Annotated in this window: 13 protein-coding genes; 9 read left to right on the forward strand and 4 right to left on the reverse strand. The window is 64.2% G+C overall.

Features of this window, described 5'->3' with window-relative positions:
* Positions 1–38: 38 nt before the first annotated feature.
* The gene (locus IMX18_RS18525) at positions 39–1685 is read right to left on the reverse strand and encodes a Na+/H+ antiporter (protein WP_015269190.1); all 1647 of its coding nucleotides are present in this window, start codon (positions 1683–1685) and stop codon (positions 39–41) included.
* A gap of 190 nt (positions 1686–1875) precedes the next feature.
* Positions 1876–2190 (reverse strand): helix-turn-helix domain-containing protein, encoded by a 315-nt coding sequence (locus IMX18_RS18530; RefSeq protein ID WP_015269189.1) that lies wholly within the window; start codon positions 2188–2190, stop codon positions 1876–1878.
* Between the two features lie 538 nt (positions 2191–2728).
* Between IMX18_RS18530 and IMX18_RS18535 the strand changes: the two genes are divergently transcribed.
* The 4 genes from IMX18_RS18535 to IMX18_RS18550 all read left to right on the forward strand — a co-directional run bounded on the left by IMX18_RS18535 (position 2729) and on the right by IMX18_RS18550 (position 5875).
* On the forward strand, positions 2729–3076 hold the full coding sequence (locus IMX18_RS18535; protein ID WP_013971246.1) for an ArsC family reductase: 348 nt from the start codon (positions 2729–2731) through the stop codon (positions 3074–3076).
* Between the two features lie 31 nt (positions 3077–3107).
* Positions 3108–4142, forward strand: coding sequence for a 2,3,4,5-tetrahydropyridine-2,6-dicarboxylate N-succinyltransferase (gene dapD, locus IMX18_RS18540; RefSeq protein WP_013971245.1), 1035 nt, complete (start codon positions 3108–3110; stop codon positions 4140–4142).
* A gap of 120 nt (positions 4143–4262) precedes the next feature.
* Positions 4263–5468: a cysteine desulfurase gene (locus tag IMX18_RS18545; RefSeq protein ID WP_015269188.1), complete on the forward strand. Its 1206-nt coding sequence runs from the start codon at positions 4263–4265 to the stop codon at positions 5466–5468.
* Entirely contained in the window at positions 5465–5875 is a 411-nt protein-coding gene (locus IMX18_RS18550; protein ID WP_013971243.1) for a SufE family protein, read from the forward strand. Before IMX18_RS18545 ends, IMX18_RS18550 begins: the two co-directional genes overlap by 4 nt.
* 311 nt (positions 5876–6186) lie before the next feature.
* On the opposite strand, the gene tcdA is transcribed toward IMX18_RS18550, so the two are convergent.
* Entirely contained in the window at positions 6187–6996 is an 810-nt protein-coding gene (tcdA, locus tag IMX18_RS18555) for a tRNA cyclic N6-threonylcarbamoyladenosine(37) synthase TcdA (protein ID WP_161551231.1), read from the reverse strand.
* Positions 6997–7115: 119 nt separating this feature from the next.
* Here tcdA and IMX18_RS18560 point away from each other — a divergent pair, with 119 nt between their 5' ends.
* From IMX18_RS18560 to IMX18_RS18575, 4 genes are all read left to right on the forward strand, one after another.
* Positions 7116–9707, forward strand: a complete 2592-nt coding sequence (locus tag IMX18_RS18560) for a glycosyltransferase (protein ID WP_061550985.1) — start codon at positions 7116–7118, stop codon at positions 9705–9707.
* A 199-nt stretch (positions 9708–9906) separates the two neighbouring features.
* Positions 9907–11058, forward strand: a complete 1152-nt coding sequence (gene dapE, locus IMX18_RS18565; protein WP_013971240.1) for a succinyl-diaminopimelate desuccinylase — start codon at positions 9907–9909, stop codon at positions 11056–11058.
* Entirely contained in the window at positions 11058–11870 is an 813-nt protein-coding gene (locus IMX18_RS18570) for a putative RNA methyltransferase (protein ID WP_015269184.1), read from the forward strand. The genes dapE and IMX18_RS18570 overlap by 1 nt, the downstream gene beginning before the upstream one ends.
* 17 nt (positions 11871–11887) lie before the next feature.
* On the forward strand, positions 11888–12262 hold the full coding sequence (locus IMX18_RS18575) for a hypothetical protein (protein WP_003257701.1): 375 nt from the start codon (positions 11888–11890) through the stop codon (positions 12260–12262).
* A gap of 122 nt (positions 12263–12384) precedes the next feature.
* On the opposite strand, the gene IMX18_RS18580 is transcribed toward IMX18_RS18575, so the two are convergent.
* The gene (locus tag IMX18_RS18580) at positions 12385–12594 is read right to left on the reverse strand and encodes a cold-shock protein (RefSeq protein WP_003252255.1); all 210 of its coding nucleotides are present in this window, start codon (positions 12592–12594) and stop codon (positions 12385–12387) included.
* 231 nt (positions 12595–12825) lie between these two features.
* On the opposite strand from IMX18_RS18580, the gene plsB reads away from it, so the two are divergent.
* Positions 12826–15312 carry a glycerol-3-phosphate 1-O-acyltransferase PlsB gene (gene plsB, locus IMX18_RS18585; RefSeq protein WP_217190057.1) on the forward strand — a complete coding sequence of 829 codons (2487 nt, stop codon included), beginning with the start codon at positions 12826–12828 and terminating at the stop codon, positions 15310–15312.
* Positions 15313–15327 lie beyond the last annotated feature (15 nt).

Here is a 15327-nt window from a genome sequence, read left to right on the forward strand (position 1 = left end):
ACCCGCTCCCACAGGGCCGCAAAGCGGCCCCTTGGGGTCTACCTGACTGACCCCAGGTTCGCTTCACTCATATCCAGCTCACCCAGCACCTGCCGCACCACTTCATCCCCCACCAGATGCTGGCGATGCAGTTCATACAGCTCCAGCCGCTGGGCCCGCAGCGCCCGCAGGCGCAAACGCCGCTCCAGCAGGTCCATCTGCTCGGCCAGGGCCTTGGCCTCGGCGCTGTTGTTGTAGCTGTCCAGCTCATCGCGGTATTCCGCCATCAAGCGCGCCTTCAACTCGGTCGCCAGGGTCGCCTGCGCGGCATCCTGCGGCGCATTGCTGTCGATCACTTCCTCTGCCTCCAGCGCATGGATCGCCGCCTCGGCCGTGCGTCGCCAGGCCTCCTGCACTTCCTGGTGCAAGCGCTCGTCCGGGCTCTTGGTCACCCCGCGCAGCAACAGCGGCAGCGCGATACAGGCGCTGATCAATGACAACAGGATCACACCGGCCGCAATGAAGATCAGCAGGTCACGCTCCGGGAAGGCCTTGCCTGCTCCCATCAGCAACGGGATCGACATCACGCCGGCCAGGGTGACCGCTCCGCGCACACCGCCCAGGGTCAGCAGCCAGCACGAGCGCGCCGTGGGCACCAGCACCAGCGCCGGCTTGCCGCGCCAGCGGCGTACCACATCGATCAAGCGCCAGATGCTCTGGACCCAGATGAACCGCAGCAAGATCAGCGCCACAAAGATCGCCACCACGTCCAGGCAGCGCCAGGCCAGGGTCGGCCAGACGGTGGGCTCATGGCTGACCACGGCCTTGATGATGTCCGGCAACTGCAGGCCCAGCAGCAGGAAGATCAGGCCGTTGAAAGCGAACTCCAGCAGCGACCATACGCTGCGGTTGAGCAGGCGCGTGCTGGTCTGCCGTGGCAGCAGGTCCAGCCAGCTCTGCATCATGCCGGCGGCCACCGCCGAAAGGATGCCCGATACGCCCAGGCGCTCGGCCAGCACGTAGGCAGCGAAGGGCAGCAGCAACATGAACACCACGTGGGTGGCCGGGTCATCCCAGCCGCGAGCGATCATCCAGGCACGCAGGCGGCCGATCAGCCAGCTCAGGCCCACGCCCACCGCCAGGCCGCCCAAGGCGACCAGCACAAAGCTGAAGCTTGCATCGGTCAGCGAGAACACCCCGGTGATCGCCGCCGCCAGGGCGAACTTGAAGGTCACCAGGCCCGAGGCATCGTTCATCAGGGCCTCGCCCTGGAGCATGTGCATCAGCGGGGTGGGCAGGCGGTCCTGGGTAATGGCCGAAACCGCCACGGCGTCGGTTGGCGACAACACTGCGGCCAGGGCGAAGGCCACGGGCAGCGGGATGCTCGGCAGCAGCCAGTGAATGAAGTAACCGGCCCCAACCACGGTAAACAGCACCAGGCCCACGGCCAGCGCCACCACCGGCCCACGAATGCGCCACAACTCACGCTTGGGAATGCGCCAGCCGTCGGCGAACAGCAACGGTGGCAGGAACAGGAACAGGAACAGCTCGGGGTCCAGTGCCACATGCAGGCCCAGTGTCGGCCAAGCGAGCAAGGCACCAGCGGCGATCTGTACCAGCGGCAAGGGCAGCGGAATCATGCGGCCGACCAGCTTCGACACGCTGACCAGCGTCAGCAGGATGAGGACGGTGTAGGCGGACTGCATCCGGGAAAGCTTCCTTTGTGAACCAGAAACGACAACAGGGCGAAACATCGCCATTGAAACAATATGTTAGCGGCGGTGGGCGATTCGGGGCCGCTGCACAATAGTCGCAAGGGAACCACGAATATGTAACACGATGCGTCTCAAGCGAAAAAATAGACCCGCCGAAGCGGGTCTGGGTAATTCCAAATGTTTACACCGCTTCAAGCCGCTCCAGCATATCCGGGTATTTTTCAACCAACTTGAGCAACATTGCCGCCTGAGGGTTCGGGCTGGCTTTATCCTGCTCCCAGTTCCGGAGCGTTGCTGCCTTCGTCCTGATGCACCTGGCAAATACCTCCTGCGACATACGCAGCCCCTCACGTATGGCGACAATCTCCTGCGGAGTAACCTTGGGTGCATCCAATGCCTTTACATGATGCTGGCGCAGGGTGATCTTCCCCTCGCGCTGCGCTTTCATCTCGTCGATGCCGCTCATCATTTCGGCAAACAAATCACGCTTTTTCATTCATTTGCTCCTCTGCTTGACCGATCGCTTCGTTTTTCGCGCCTCGACTTCCACAGTGATGGCCATAGAGAAAACGTACGCAAGTTGCACATACTTAACAATGGTGCAGGCTTGACCGGGTGTTGCCTTGGAACTGTATGCCTTGAAGTTGAGGTGATGCTGAGATCGAGCGCCGCCCGCGCGGCGCATCGCCGGCAAGCCAGCTCCCACATCTGTTTCGGGCCAGTCTCTTCTGTGAAATTACCGCTGCCCGCCCTGTTTGTTCCCTTCGATATTGAAGGTATCGCTTCTGCTTCTCACCAAAATTCAGTCATGCACTAAGGGTTCGCGCGGCTGAGGTGCAGGAATAACTGGCCCGAAACAGATGTGGGAGCTGGCTTGCCGGCGATGCGCCGCGCGGGCGGCGCTCGGTCTCCGACACACTGCAAGACCCAAGACATGCACACCCGTGGCGCTCACAGGATCGTTCCCGCATAATCCCGCGACTGAAATCGGAAAACGGAGAGATTGGGGCAGCCTGTTATCCCCAATGCACACAATGACCTACACGCTCTACGGCATCAAAGCCTGTGACACCATGAAAAAGGCACGTACCTGGCTCGAAGACCAGGCCATCGCCTACGAATTCCACGACTACAAGGCCCAAGGCATCGACCGTGACAGCCTGAACCGCTGGTGCGAGGAACACGGCTGGGAAGTCATCCTCAACCGTGCCGGCACCACCTTCCGCAAGCTGGACGACGCCAGCAAGGCCGACCTCGACCAGGCCAAGGCCGTCGAGCTGATGCTGGCCCAGCCGTCGATGATCAAGCGCCCGGTGCTCGACCTTGGCGCGCGTACCCTGGTCGGCTTCAAGCCCGACCTGTACGCCGCTGCCCTGGCCTGAGCCCCTACCCTATTTCGCACGAGGTAATCACATGTCCAATACCCTGTTCAGCCTGGCCTTCGGTGTCGGCTCCCAGAACCGCCAGGGCGCCTGGCTGGAAGTGTTCTACGCACAACCACTGCTCAACCCGAGCGCCGAACTGGTCGCTGCAGTAGCCCCTGTTCTCGGTTACCAAGGTGGCAACCAGGCCATCGCCTTCAGCAACGCCCAGGCCGCGCAACTGGCCGAAGCCGTGAAAGGTGTGGATGCCACCCAAGCCGCCCTGCTGACCCGCCTGGCCGAAAGCCACAAGCCGCTGGTCGCCACCCTGCTGGCCGAAGACGCCGCGCTGACCTCGACGCCAGAGGCCTACCTCAAGCTTCACCTGCTGTCGCACCGCCTGGTCAAGCCGCACGGCGTGAGCCTGGCTGGCATCTTCCCGCTGCTGCCGAACGTGGCCTGGACCAACCAGGGCGCGGTCGACCTGGCCGAACTCGCCGAACTGCAACTGGAAGCGCGCCTGAAGGGCGAGCTGCTGGAAGTGTTCTCGGTGGACAAGTTCCCGAAAATGACCGACTACGTGGTCCCGGCCGGCGTGCGTATCGCCGACACTGCCCGCGTGCGCCTGGGCGCCTACATCGGCGAAGGCACCACCATCATGCACGAAGGCTTCGTCAACTTTAACGCTGGCACCGAAGGCCCGGGCATGATCGAGGGCCGCGTTTCCGCTGGCGTATTCGTCGGCAAGGGCTCGGACCTGGGCGGCGGCTGCTCGACCATGGGCACCCTGTCCGGTGGCGGCAACATCGTCATCAAGGTTGGCGAAGGCTGCCTGATCGGCGCCAACGCCGGTATCGGCATTCCGCTGGGCGACCGCAACACCGTCGAAGCCGGCCTGTACATCACCGCCGGTACCAAGGTGAACCTGCTGGACGAGAACAACCAGCTGGTCAAAGTGGTCAAGGCCCGCGACCTGGCCGGCCAGACCGACCTGCTGTTCCGCCGCAACTCGCTGAACGGCGCGGTGGAGTGCAAGACCCACAAGTCGGCCATCGAGCTGAACGAGGCGCTGCACGCGCACAACTGAGAACCTTTCAACCGCTGCCGGAGCGAGCTTGCTCGCGAACAGCGGATTCTCAGCGTTTGAAATGTTAAGATCGGGTCTGGCACCACGCCAGACCCGATTTTCATTCCAGGCCCCGCGACCATGTTCCAGCCCTCCCCCTGGCGTGCCGATTTTCCCGCCATCGCCGCCCTGCAACGGCAGCACCAGACCTACCTGGACAGCGCCGCCACCACCCAGAAGCCGAAAGCCCTGCTCGATGCCCTGAGCCATTACTACGGCCATGGCGCGGCCAACGTGCACCGTGCCCAGCACCTGCCCGGCGCACTGGCGACCCAGGCCTTCGAAACCAGCCGCGACAAGGTTGCCGCCTGGCTCAATGCGCCAGACTCGCGGCAGATCATCTTCACCCACGGTGCCACTTCGGCACTGAACCTGCTGGCCTATGGCCTGGAACACCGCTTCGAGGCCGGTGACGAAATTGCCGTCAGCGCCCTGGAGCACCATGCCAACCTGCTGCCCTGGCAACAGCTGGCGCGTCGACGCAACCTGCGCCTGGTGGTGCTGCCGCTGGATGCCCATGGCCGCATCGACCTGGACCAAGCGCTGCAACTGATCGGCCCGCGCACCCGGGTGCTGGCGGTGAGCCAGCTGTCCAACGTGCTGGGTACCTGGCAGCCGCTGCCGGCGCTGCTGGCCCATGCCCGCTCCCAAGGCGCGCTGACCGTGGTCGACGGTGCCCAGGGCGTGGTGCATGGCCGCCATGATGTGCAGCAGCTTGGCTGCGACTTCTATGTGTTCTCCAGTCACAAGCTGTACGGCCCGGAAGGCGTGGGCGTGCTGTACGGCCGCAGCCAGGCGCTGGAGCTGCTGCACCATTGGCAGTTCGGCGGCGAGATGGTGCAACTGGCCGAGTACCACAACGCCAGCTTCCGCCCGGCGCCGCTGGGGTTCGAGGCTGGCACGCCACCGATCGCCGGGGTGATCGGCCTGGGTGCGACCCTGGACTACCTGGCCAGCTTCGATGCCCAGGCACTAGAAGCCCATGAAACCAGCCTGCACCAGCACCTGCTGCGCGGCCTGGCAGACCGCGATGGTGTGCGCATCCTGGGCACGCCACAGGCGGCCCTTGCCAGTTTCGTCATCGAAGGCGTGCACAACGCCGACATCGCCCACCTGCTGACCGAGCAAGGCATTGCCGTGCGTGCCGGGCACCACTGTGCCATGCCGCTGCTGCAGGGCCTGGGCCTGGAGGGCGCGATCCGCGTGTCATTGGGGCTGTATAACGACAGCGATGACTTGCAGCGTTTCTTCGAGGCGTTGGATCAAGGCCTGGAGCTGTTGCGATGACCTTGCCCGATCAGGCGCGCCAGGCGCTGGAAGCTTTCGAGCAGGGCAAGGGTTGGGAACAGCGTGCGCGGCTGCTGATGCAGTGGGGCGATCGGCTGGAACCGCTGGCTGATACTGAAAAGACCGAGGCCAACCGGGTGCATGGCTGCGAAAGCCTGGTATGGCTGGTGGCCGAGCAGGCCGAGGGTTTGTGGCGGTTCAAGGCCAGCAGCGATGCACGCCTGTTGCGCGGGCTGCTGGCGTTGTTGCTGGTGCGGGTGCAGGGGTTGGCCAGTGAAGAACTTGCCGGGCTCGATCTGCGTGAGTGGTTCACTCAGCTGGGCCTGGAGCGCCAGCTTTCGCCATCGCGCAGCAACGGGCTGCATGCGGTGTTGCAGCGGATGGCAGAGCTGGCGTCCAACCGTTGAATCGGTGCTGGCTTCTTCGCGGGCTCGCCCGCTCCCACAGGACTTTCACCTTTCTTGAGAGAGATGCAGTACCTGTGGGAGATTGCCCAGCCCTTTGGGCTGCGCTTTCGCGCAGAGAACCAATATCGCTCGTCTGACGCGTCCTTTGTAGGAGCAGCCTTGTGCTGCGAAGAGGCCGGTACAGCCAATAGACAGGCTTTGTCAGCCTGGCCTCTTCGCAGCACAAGGCTGCTCCTACAGAACCTCGCCGAACCAATGAGTCATGTGTTGTTCTATGAGAGCGGGCAAGCCCGCGAAGAAGCCCACGCGGTCTATTCAGGCTTGACCCGCTCCGAAGGCCGCCGCGCCCCCGCTACCAGTTTTTCCACCGCCTTGCTCGCCGCCACCATGCCAAAGGTCGCGGTCACCATCATCACCGCGCCAAAGCCACCCGCGCAGTCCAACCGCACGCCCTCGCCCACGAAGCTTTTCTGCAGGCAAACGCTGCCATCGCCCTTGGGGTAGCGCAGCTGTTCACTGGAGAACACGCATGGCACGCCATAGTTGCGGCTGACATTGCGCGAGAAGTTGTAGTCGCGGCGCAGGGTGGAACGCACCCGCGAGGCCAGCGGGTCGTTGAAGGTCTTGTTCAGGTCGGCGATCTGGATCTGTGTCGGGTCGATCTGCCCACCGGCGCCCCCCGTGGTGACGATGGCGATCTTGCGCCGCCGGCACCAGGCAATCAGCGCCGCCTTGGCCATGACGCTGTCGATGCAGTCGATCACACAGTCGAGGTTCTCGGTGATGTACTCGACCATGGTGTCGCGGGTGACGAAGTCAGCGACAGCATGCACCGTACACCCCGGGTTGATCGCCCGCAGGCGCTCGGCCATGACCTCGACCTTGGGCCGCCCCACCTGCCCTTCCAAGGCATGGGCCTGGCGGTTGGTGTTGCTGACGCACACATCGTCAAGGTCGAACAGGGTGATCTCGCCCACGCCACTGCGTGCCAGCGCTTCCGCCGCCCACGAGCCTACCCCGCCAATACCGACCACGGCCACATGGGCCTGGCCCAGACGGTGCAACCCCTGGTCGCCATACAGCCGGGCAACGCCGGCGAAGCGTGGATCTTCTGTGCTCATGTTCATACCCCAAAAAACCGGCGCGCATTATATGCCAGCGGGCCCATGGCCTGCATCGTTAGGAAAGAGACTACCAACCCTGCTTTAATGTCGTATCACTTCGACACATATGGACGACAATGTCTTCACGTAAATTCGGCCTGAACCTGGTCGTGGTCCTGGCCATCGCCGCGTTGTTCACCGGGTTCTGGGCCCTGATCAACCGCCCGGTCTCCGCCCCCGCCTGGCCAGAGCAGATCTCTGGCTTCTCGTATTCACCGTTCCGCCTGGGCGAAAGCCCGCAGAAGGGCCAGTACCCCAGTGACGACGAGATGCGCCAGGACCTGGAACAGTTGAGCAAACTGACCGACAGCATCCGGATCTACACCGTGGAGGGCACCCAGGCGGATATCCCGCGCCTGGCCGAGGAATTCGGCCTACGGGTGACGCTGGGCATCTGGATCAGCCCGGACCTGGAGCGCAACGAACGCGAAATCGCCACGGCCATCCAGCTGGCCAACACCTCACGCAGCGTGGTGCGGGTGGTGGTCGGCAACGAGGCGCTGTTCCGCGAAGAAGTCACCCCGGAAAACCTGATCAAGTACCTGGACCGGGTACGCGCAGCGGTCAAGGTGCCGGTGACCACCAGTGAGCAATGGCACATCTGGAAGGAAAACCCGCAGTTGGCCAAGCACGTCGACCTGATTGCCGCGCACATCCTGCCGTACTGGGAGTTCGTGCCAATGAAGGATTCGGTCGAGTTCGTGCTCGACCGTGCCCGCGAGCTGAAGCACCAGTTCCCGCGCAAACCCCTGCTGCTGTCGGAAGTCGGCTGGCCGAGCAACGGCCGCATGCGCGGCGGCGCCGATGCCACCCAGGCTGACCAGGCCATCTACCTGCGTACCCTGGTCAACACCCTCAACCGCCGTGGTTACAATTACTTCGTCATCGAAGCCTACGACCAGCCGTGGAAGGCCAGCGACGAAGGCTCGGTGGGCGCCTACTGGGGCGTGTACAACGCCGAACGCCAGCAAAAATTCAACTTTGACGGCCCGGTGGTGGCGATACCGCAATGGCGCGCCCTGGCGGTGGCCTCGGTAGTGCTGGCGATGATCGCCCTGATGGTACTTTTCATCGACGGTTCGGCCCTGCGCCAGCGCGGCCGCACCTTCCTGACCTTCATCACCTTCCTGTGCGGGTCGGTGCTGGTATGGATCGCCTACGACTACAGCCAGCAATACAGCACCTGGTTCAGCCTGACCGTAGGCGTGCTGCTTGCCCTCGGCGCGCTGGGCGTGTTCATCGTGCTGCTGACCGAGGCCCACGAACTGGCCGAGGCAGTATGGATACACAAGCGCCGGCGCGAATTCCTGCCGGTGCAGGCCGATAGCGCCTACCGGCCCAAGGTATCGGTGCATGTGCCGTGCTACAACGAGCCGCCGGAGATGGTCAAACAGACCCTCGATGCCCTGGCCGCGCTGGATTACCCAGACTACGAAGTGCTGGTGATCGACAACAACACCAAGGACCCGGCCGTGTGGGAGCCGCTCAAGGCCCATTGCGAGAAGCTCGGCGAGCGCTTCAGGTTCTTCCACGTCGCGCCCCTGGCCGGTTTCAAGGGCGGCGCGCTGAACTACCTGATCCCGCACACCGCCAAAGACGCCGAGGTGATCGCGGTGATCGACTCGGACTACTGCGTCGACCGCAACTGGCTCAAGCACATGGTGCCGCACTTCGCCGACCCGAAGATTGCCGTGGTGCAGTCGCCGCAGGACTACCGCGACCAGCACGAAAGCGCCTTCAAGAAGCTGTGCTACAGCGAGTACAAGGGCTTCTTCCACATCGGCATGGTCACCCGCAACGACCGTGACGCGATCATCCAGCACGGTACCATGACCATGACCCGCCGCAGCGTGCTGGAAGAGCTGGGCTGGGCCGAGTGGTGCATCTGCGAGGACGCCGAACTGGGCTTGCGGGTATTCGAGAAGGGCCTGTCGGCCGCCTATGCCCACAACAGCTACGGCAAGGGCCTGATGCCCGACACCTTCATCGACTTCAAGAAGCAACGCTTCCGCTGGGCCTACGGCGCCATCCAGATCATCAAGCACCACGCCAGCGCCCTGCTGCGCGGCAAGGGCAGCGAGCTGACCCGCGGCCAGCGCTACCACTTCCTGGCCGGCTGGCTGCCGTGGATCGCCGATGGCATGAACATCTTCTTCACCATCGGCGCGCTGCTGTGGTCGGCGGCGATGATCATCGTGCCGCACCGGGTCGACCCGCCGCTGATGATCTTTGCCATTCCGCCGCTGGCACTGTTCTTCTTCAAGGTCGGCAAGATCATCTTCCTCTACCGCCGCGCGGTAGGGGTGAACCTGAAAGATGCCTTTGCTGCGGCGCTGGCCGGGCTGGCACTGTCGCATACCATCGCCAAGGCGGTGCTGTACGGGTTCTTCACCAGCAGCATGCCGTTCTTCCGCACACCGAAAAACGCCGACAGCCACGGGCTGCTGGTGGCGATTTCCGAGGCTCGGGAAGAGCTGTTCATCATGTTGCTGCTGTGGGGCGCCGCGCTGGGCATCTACCTGGTACAGGGGCTGCCGAGTTCGGACATGCGCTTCTGGGTGGCGATGTTGCTGGTGCAATCGTTGCCTTATGTGGCGGCGCTGGTGATGGCGTTCCTGTCTTCGCTGCCCAAGCCTGGGGAAAAGGCCGCCGAGCCGCAGCAGGCCTGAGAATGCCGGGGGCGCTTTGCGCCCCTATCGCGACACAAGGCCGCTCCTACAGGGGATCGCATCCCGTCAGATATGGCGAGATCGCCTGTAGGAGCGGCCTTGTGTCGCGATGGGCCGCAAAGCGGCCCCATTGGCCTGACGGTTTGATATAAGATAACGCCCTCAGATTTCCCCGCCTTGCCTTGCCCCGGAGTTCCCCATGACGGCCCCTGCCGAGCTCTCGCCTACCCTTCAACTGGCCTGCGACCTGATCCGTCGCCCCTCGGTCACCCCCGTCGACGCCGACTGCCAGGCGCAGATGATGAACCGCTTGGGCGCCGTAGGCTTCCAGCTCGAGCCGATGCGCATCGAGGACGTCGACAATTTCTGGGCCACCCACGGCAGCCAGGATGGCCCGGTGCTGTGCTTCGCCGGCCACACCGACGTGGTACCCACCGGCCCGGTGCAGCAATGGCAGCATGAGCCGTTCGAAGCGCTGATCGACGCCGACGGCATGCTCTGCGGTCGTGGCGCCGCCGACATGAAAGGCAGCCTGGCCTCCATGGTGATTGCCAGCGAGCGCTTCGTGCAGGACTACCCGGACCACCGCGGCAAGGTCGCGTTCCTGATCACCAGCGACGAGGAAGGCCCGGCCCACCATGGCACCAAGGCCGTGGTCGAGCGCCTGAAAGCACGCAACGAGCGCCTGGACTGGTGCATCGTCGGCGAACCCTCCAGCACCACCCTGCTGGGTGACGTGGTCAAGAACGGCCGCCGTGGCTCGCTGGGCGCCAAGCTGACCGTGCGCGGCAAGCAGGGCCATGTGGCCTACCCGCACCTGGCGCGCAACCCGATCCACTTGGCCGCTCCGGCCCTGGCGGAACTGGCGGCCGAGCACTGGGACGAAGGCAATGCGTTCTTCCCGCCGACCAGTTTCCAGATCTCCAACCTCAATTCCGGCACCGGCGCCACCAACGTGGTCCCCGGCGAGCTGACCGCCCTGTTCAACTTCCGTTTCTCTACCGAGTCCACCGTCGAAGGCCTGCAGGCGCGGGTGTCGGCGATCCTCGACAAGCATGAGCTGGACTGGTCGATCGACTGGGCGCTGTCGGGCCTGCCGTTCCTTACCGAACCGGGCGAATTGCTGGACGCCGTCTCGGCCAGCATCAAGGGCGTCACCGGCCGCGACACCCAGCCGTCGACCAGCGGCGGTACCTCCGATGGGCGCTTCATCGCCACCATGGGCACCCAGGTGGTCGAGCTCGGCCCGGTCAACGCCACCATCCACCAGGTGGATGAGCGGATCCTGGCCAGCGATCTCGACCTGCTGACCGAAATCTATTACCAGACCCTGGTCCGGTTGCTCGCCTGATGCTCGCCTGCCCTCTTTGCCAGGCGCCGCTGAGCCGGCTCGACAACGGCGTGGTGTGCCCGGCCGGCCACCGCTTCGACCGGGCCCGCCAGGGTTACCTGAACCTGCTGCCGGTGCAGCACAAGAACAGCCGCGACCCGGGTGACAACCAGGCCATGGTCGAAGCCCGCCGCGATTTCCTCGACGCCGGCCACTACGCGCCGGTGGCGCGCCGCCTGGCCGAGCTGGCCGCCGAACGCCAGCCCGAGGCCTGGCTGGACATCGGCTGTGGCGAGGGTTACTACACTGCGCAAATCGCCCAGGCACTGCCGGCTGCCGACGGCTATGCCCTGGACATTTCCCGCGAGGCAGTCAAGCGTGCCTGCCGTCGCGCGCCCGAGGTTACCTGGATGGTCGCCAGCATGGCCCGCGTGCCGCTTGCCGACGCCAGCTGCCAGTTCATCGCCAGCGTATTCAGCCCGCTGGACTGGGACGAGGCCAAGCGCCTGCTCAGCCCGGGCGGCGGCCTGATGCGGGTCGGCCCCACCAGCGGCCACCTGATGGAACTGCGCGAAGTGCTCTACGATGAAGTACGCCCTTACGCCGACGACAAACACTTGGCCCTGGTCCCCGAAGGCATGGCCCATGCCCACAGCGAAACCCTGGAGTTCCGCCTGAGCCTGGCCGCGCCCAAGGCCCGCGCCGACCTGCTGGCCATGACCCCGCACGGCTGGCGTGCCAGTGCCGAAAAGCGTGCCCGGGTGATCGACCAGCCCGAGCCGTTCGAGGTCACGGTTTCCATGCGTTATGACTATTTCGTGCGCCAAGACTGAGCACACCCGGAGCCCTTATGCGCCAACCTGATATCGAGATCTACCTGAAGGACGCCGACGTCGACCACAAGCAGATTGCCGAGTGGCTCGCCCAGGCAATCGGCCCCTGCAGCGAATGGAAGCAGAAAGGCCATACCTTCAAATGCCAGGCCGGTAACATTCCGGTCACCTGGCTACCCAAGGCTGTAGGGAAATGGAACAGCCTGTACCTGGAAAGCGACCAGACGCCGTGGGCCGATGACGTTGCCTGCGCCCGCGCCGCATTTGCCGCACTGGGTGTGGAAGTGCGCTGCGCGCCAGGTGGCTGGGTGGAGGAAGATGGGGAAGAAGATGCCGACCGCTGGGTCCGCATCAGCGCCGACGGTGAAGAGGAAATCACCTGGCGCACCTGAATGCACTGCATTCTTTGTGGGAGCCCGGCTTGCCGGCGATGCAGGCAACACGGTGCCTGGCACCGGCTTCGCCGGTGATCGCCGGCAAGCCAGCTCCCACAGCAAGCCTTACCGCATGAGGCTCAGAGCCCTACTACGTCCTCGGCTTGCAGGCCTTTCTGGCCCTGCACGCAGGCGTACTCCACCCGCTGACCTTCGACCAGGGTACGATGCCCCTCACCGCGGATCGCCCGATAGTGGACGAATACATCCGCACCACCTTCGCGCTGAATGAAGCCATAACCCTTGGCATCGTTGAACCACTTTACATTCCCAGTCTCACGAGACGACATCTGAACTACTCCGGATTTTTATTGTGAAGATCGCCTTGCAGACACAGAGTCCCTCCCTGTGTCGACGCCGCTTGCGCAAATATCTTGCAAGTGGCAGGCCGAGTATATGACACAGAACAAAAAAATTTGATGACCGTCGCGCCGTTCGGCGATTTTTGCTGAACTTGCGCGGATACGGCAGACTAATTGGCTGGATACCCACCTGAAAACCACCCCCAGGGCACACACCCCATGACCCGTTCCCCCCTGCGCCGCCTGATCTTCGGCGCCCTGCGTCGCCTGTTGTACCTGTGGGTGCGCTCCGAGACCATCAACCAGTCTTCCCTCACCCTCAAGCTCGACCGCAGCCGGCCGGTGTTCTATGCCTTGCCCTCGCCCGCGCTCACCGACCTGGTCGTGCTCGACCATGAATGCACCAAGGCGGGCCTGCCGCGCCCGGTGCTGCCGGTGGCGGTTGGCCCGCTGCAGGAACCTGCGGCATTCTTCTACCTCACCCCGGACCCGGACTGGCTCGGCCGCCATGACAAGCGCGGTGCCCCACCCACCCTGGAGCGCCTGGTCGCCGCCGTCAGCCAGCATGCCGAAGAGGATGCGCAGATCATTCCGGTCAGTGTGTTCTGGGGGCAGACCCCGGCAAGTGAATCCAGCCCGTGGAAGTTGCTGTTCGCCGACAGCTGGGCGGTTACCGGGCGCCTGCGTCGGCTGCTGACCGTACTGATCCTCGGGCGCAAGACCCGGGTGCAGTTCTCCGCGCCCATTCACCTGCGCGAACTGGTACAGCACAACAAGGGCCACGAACGCACCGTACGCATGGCCCAGCGCCTGATGCGCGTGCACTTTCGCAACCTGAAGACCGCAGTCATCGGCCCGGACATCTCGCACCGGCGCAACCTGGTCAAAGGCCTGATCCACGCGCCCCAGGTGCGCCAGGCCATCGTCGAAGAGGCGCAGCGCGAAAACCTGCCGCTGGCCAAGGCCGAAGCCCAGGCCCTGCGCTATGGCAACGAGATTGCCTCGGACTACACCTACACCGCGATCCGCTTCCTCGAAGTGGTGCTGAGCTGGTTCTGGAACAAGATCTACGACGGCATCAAGGTCAACCACATCGAGCAGGTGCAAGGCATCGCACCCGGCCACGAAGTGATCTATGTGCCGTGCCACCGCAGCCACATCGACTACCTGCTGCTGTCGTACCTGCTGTTCCGCAACGGCCTGACGCCGCCGCACGTGGCCGCGGGCATCAACCTCAACATGCCGCTGGTGGGTAACCTGCTACGCCGTGGCGGCGCCTTCTTCATGCGCCGCACGTTCAAGGGCAACCCGCTGTACACCGCGGTGTTCAACGAGTACCTGCACACCCTGTACACCAAGGGCTTTCCGGTCGAGTACTTCGTCGAAGGCGGGCGCTCGCGCACCGGGCGCATGCTGCAGCCGCGCACCGGAATGCTGGCCATTACCCTGCGCAGCTTCCTGCGTTCGTCGCGTACGCCGATCGTTTTCGTGCCGGTTTACATCGGCTACGAGCGCGTGCTCGAAGGCCGCACCTACCTGGGCGAGCTGCGCGGTGCCAGCAAGAAGAAAGAGTCGATCTTCGATATCTTCAAGGTGTTCGGCGCGCTCAGGCAGCGCTTTGGCCAGGTGTACGTGAACTTTGGCGAGCCGATCCGCCTGGCCGGTTTCCTCGACCAGCAACAACCCGGCTGGCGTGAACAGGACCACGGCCCGCAGTACCGCCCGGCCTGGCTCAACGCCACCACCACCCGCCTGGGCGAAACCGTTGCCCGCCACCTCAACGAGGCGGCCGCTATCAACCCGGTCAACCTGGTGGCGCTGGCGCTGCTGTCCACCAGCCGCCTGGCCCTGGACGAGCGCGCCCTGACCCGCGTGCTCGACCTGTACCTGGCCTTGCTGCGCCAGGTACCCTACTCGCCGCACACCACCCTGCCCGACGGCGACGGCCAGGCGCTGATCGAGCACGTGCGCGGGATGAACCTGGTGGCCGAGCAGAAGGACGCCCTGGGCCGCATCCTGTACCTGGATGAAGGCAACGCGGTACTGATGACCTATTACCGCAACAACGTGCTGCACATCTTCGCCCTGCCGGCGCTGCTGGCCAGCTTCTTCCTCAGCAGCTCGCGCATGAGCCGCGAACTGCTGGGCCAGTATGTACACGCGCTGTATCCCTACCTGCAGGCCGAACTGTTCCTGCGCTGGACGCCGGAACAACTGGATGCGGTGATCGACCAGTGGCTGGCCGCACTGGTCGAGCAAGGGCTGCTGCGCCAGGACAACGCCATCTACATTCGCCCGGCGCCCAGCTCGCGGCAGTTCGTGGTGCTGACCCTGCTCGCCCGCACCATCACCCAGACCCTGCAGCGTTTCTATATGGCCACCTCGCTGTTGCTCAACAGCGGGCAGAACAGCCTCAGCGCCGAAGAGCTGGAAGACCTGTGCGTGATGATGGCCCAGCGCCTGTCGATCCTGCACGGCCTGAACGCCCCGGAGTTCTTCGACAAGACCCTGTTCCGCCACTTTATCCAGACCTTGGTCGAGCAAGGCGTGCTACATGCTGACGCCCAAGGCAAGCTCGGTTATCGCAACAAGCTCGGCGAGCTGGCCGAAGGCGTGGCCAAGCGCGTGCTGTCTGCGGAACTGCGCCTGTCGATCCGCCAGGTGGCATTGCACCGCGATGAGCCTGCGGAGGTTATACAGCGGTAGCTTTTCAGGCTGCTC

Origin of the sequence: Pseudomonas shirazica, assembly GCF_015168335.1 — a bacterium.
Taxonomy (GTDB): Bacteria; Pseudomonadota; Gammaproteobacteria; order Pseudomonadales; family Pseudomonadaceae; genus Aquipseudomonas; species Aquipseudomonas asiatica.